This is a genomic window from Microcystis sp. M090S1, from assembly GCF_020246295.1.
Taxonomy (GTDB): domain Bacteria; phylum Cyanobacteriota; class Cyanobacteriia; order Cyanobacteriales; family Microcystaceae; genus Microcystis; species Microcystis aeruginosa.
Genome location: NZ_JADBTF010000327.1, coordinates 1 through 2,624 on the forward strand (window position 1 = coordinate 1; position 2,624 = coordinate 2,624).

A 2,624-nucleotide genomic window follows, 5' to 3' on the forward strand; every position below is an offset into this window, starting at 1 on the left:
GGAATCGTTAGAAAACAATCTCTAGATTCGGGCATCGGTAGTTTTATTAATGAGATACTACCGTTTGTTGTTTGGAAACGGGGAAAATATTATCTTAAGGTCGATAAAAACGGAACTTCGCAAGAGTGTCCGAATTGTGGCGCAATTACTGGCAAAAAGTCGTTATCGGAAAGAGTTCACCGGTGTGATTCTTGCGGTAACATCGAACCAAGAGATACGGCATCAGCAAAGGTAATCGAGAACCGAGGAAAAAATGCGGTCGGACTGACCGTGTTAGAAAACGCTTGCGGAGGCGATCGGTTGGGGATCGTCCGGTTAAACCAGGTCGATCTAGTCAAGAGCCTATGAACCAAGAATCCCCCGCTACAACGCGCGAGCGGTTAGCGGGGGAGAGTCAAAGTTGAATTTCCCTATTTCCCCATTCCCCTAATCCAATTATTACAAATCCCTAAAATTATCGCTGACGAACAGCACTCCTATGGCATCATGGACTGTTGCTTGTCTTGAAATATCTATAAGGAAGACACAATTATGGCTCTCCAATTGGGTGATATCGTTCCAGATTTTACACAAGATTCTAGTGAAGGTCCGATTTCTTTTCACCAGTGGGTAGGAGATAGCTGGGTAGTGCTGTTCTCGCACCCGGCTGATTACACTCCTGTTTGTACCACGGAATTAGGTACGGTGGCTAGTCTTAAGTCAGAATTTGAGCGACGTAATGTTAAAGTGATCGCTTTGAGTGTGGATAGTGCCGAATCCCATCGGGGTTGGATTAATGACATCAACGAAACTCAAAACACTACCGTTAACTATCCGATTATCGCCGATGGTGATCGCAAAGTGTCGGATCTCTACGGCATGATTCACCCTAATTCCCTCAATAATCTGACGGTACGTTCGGTGTTTATCATCGATCCCAACAAAAAATTACGTTTAACCATTACCTATCCTGCCAGCACGGGACGCAATTTTAACGAGATACTGCGGGTGATTGACTCCCTGCAGCTCACCGATAACTATCAAGTGGCTACCCCCGCTAACTGGACCGACGGCGGCGATTGTGTGGTGGTTCCCTCTATTCCCACTGAAGAAGCTCGTAGCAAATTCCCCAAAGGAGTTGAAGAAATCAAACCCTATCTACGCATGACTCCCCAACCTAATAAGTAATTAGTGATGGGTAATCGGTGAACCATATCCTGGAAAACTGACAATCCAAAAACCATAAAATCTTGAGCGAGGGTTGGCTATCCGTTAAAACGGATGCTACCCCTGGCAACAGGGGATTTATCTCCCTTTATCATTTATTGGTTTGATTGTCAATATATTTTTTCATAGTTTCCCTAGATGTGTTAGCGGCAGTAGTGCCGAAAAGCAATTTCTTGGCTGGGTTAAAGACAATTCATCGACATCTATCTTAACTATAAGTTAAATTAATATTTAACAAAAATCGGCTTAAGGCTAAAAAAACAATTAACATTATGGCTCCAAATGCTTAGTAGTGGTTAGTTTAGCTAGATTGTAGATCGATGAAATTATCTAGAGATCGAGCAAGGAGCGTCAAGAATTCCGGGTTAGATATATAAGTAAATTTTATTTTAAGTTTATTTAAGACTGTCATTACTAATGCAAGGCTGAGTCAGGCAGATTTTCCCGTAGTATCAAAAATGAAACTCGCTCGCATCGTTCACTCTGACTGCGAGCGAGAGGCAATTGTAGAGACTGCCGCTTTCACTAGCATTTAATTAAGAGGAACAACCGATGGCAACTTATAAAGTCACCCTAAAAACACCCGATGGCGATCATACAATTGAGGTTCCCGATGATGAGTACATTCTCGATATAGCTGAAGAAGAAGGACTGGACTTACCTTATTCCTGCCGTGCGGGAGCTTGCTCCACCTGTGCCGGTAAACTTGTATCTGGTAGCGTTGATCAATCCGATCAATCCTTCTTAGATGACGATCAAATTGAAGCGGGTTATGTCCTCACCTGCGTCGCCTATCCTACCTCTGACTGTGTGATCCTCACCCACCAAGAAGAAGCAGCTTTGAAGTAATCTCTCTCAAGATCGTCAGAAAACTCCCGTTAAGTGCTATCTATGGTGCTTAACGGGAGTTATTTTATGGATCAAAAATTTTTTCCCCTAAACACTTGTGTGTTTTAGCTAAGGGTGCTATGATTGTTAATCGTGGAATTAATGGGTCGGTGCCCGAGTGGTTAATGGGGGCGGACTGTAAATCCGTTGGCTACGCCTACGCTGGTTCGAATCCGGCCCGGCCCACCACGATCAATGCCCGTGTAGCTCAGTGGTAGAGCACACCCTTGGTAAGGGTGAGGTCATGAGTTCAATCCTCATCACGGGCTTTCTCTTCCCTGCTCATTCTCAATAAGCCGTTGAAGGATGAGATTAAGTAAGTCTTCAGCAGTATTGTAAAGTTTCAATACAAATATGGTCATATATAGTCATTCATGGTAGTATGTACAGACAAAACTATCAGACTAGGCAAAAAAAACAGGAATAAGTTATCGAACGGCTTGGAGGTGGTGGAAACAAGGGAATTTAACAGGCTATCAATTGCCTTCTGGTACAATTATCACAACGGATGACAACCCTTCAAAACCCGA

General features: G+C 43.6%; 3 protein-coding genes and 2 tRNA genes. All 5 read left to right on the top strand.

Features of this window, described 5'->3' with window-relative positions; genetic code table 11:
- Nucleotides 1–348: zinc ribbon domain-containing protein (locus IM477_RS14305; RefSeq protein ID WP_287732240.1), on the top strand; the 348-nt coding region annotated here is incomplete at its 5' end.
- 183 nt (nucleotides 349–531) lie between these two features.
- Nucleotides 532–1,167 (top strand): peroxiredoxin, encoded by a 636-nt coding sequence (locus tag IM477_RS14310; RefSeq protein WP_002761158.1) that lies wholly within the window; start codon nucleotides 532–534, stop codon nucleotides 1,165–1,167.
- Between the two features lie 591 nt (nucleotides 1,168–1,758).
- Entirely contained in the window at nucleotides 1,759–2,055 is a 297-nt protein-coding gene (locus IM477_RS14315; protein WP_287732241.1) for a ferredoxin, read from the top strand.
- A 143-nt stretch (nucleotides 2,056–2,198) separates the two neighbouring features.
- Nucleotides 2,199–2,283 (top strand) — tRNA-Tyr (locus IM477_RS14320).
- Nucleotides 2,284–2,291: 8 nt separating this feature from the next.
- Nucleotides 2,292–2,363: transfer RNA gene (locus IM477_RS14325), tRNA-Thr, on the top strand.
- The last annotated feature ends 261 nt before the right edge of the window (nucleotides 2,364–2,624 follow it).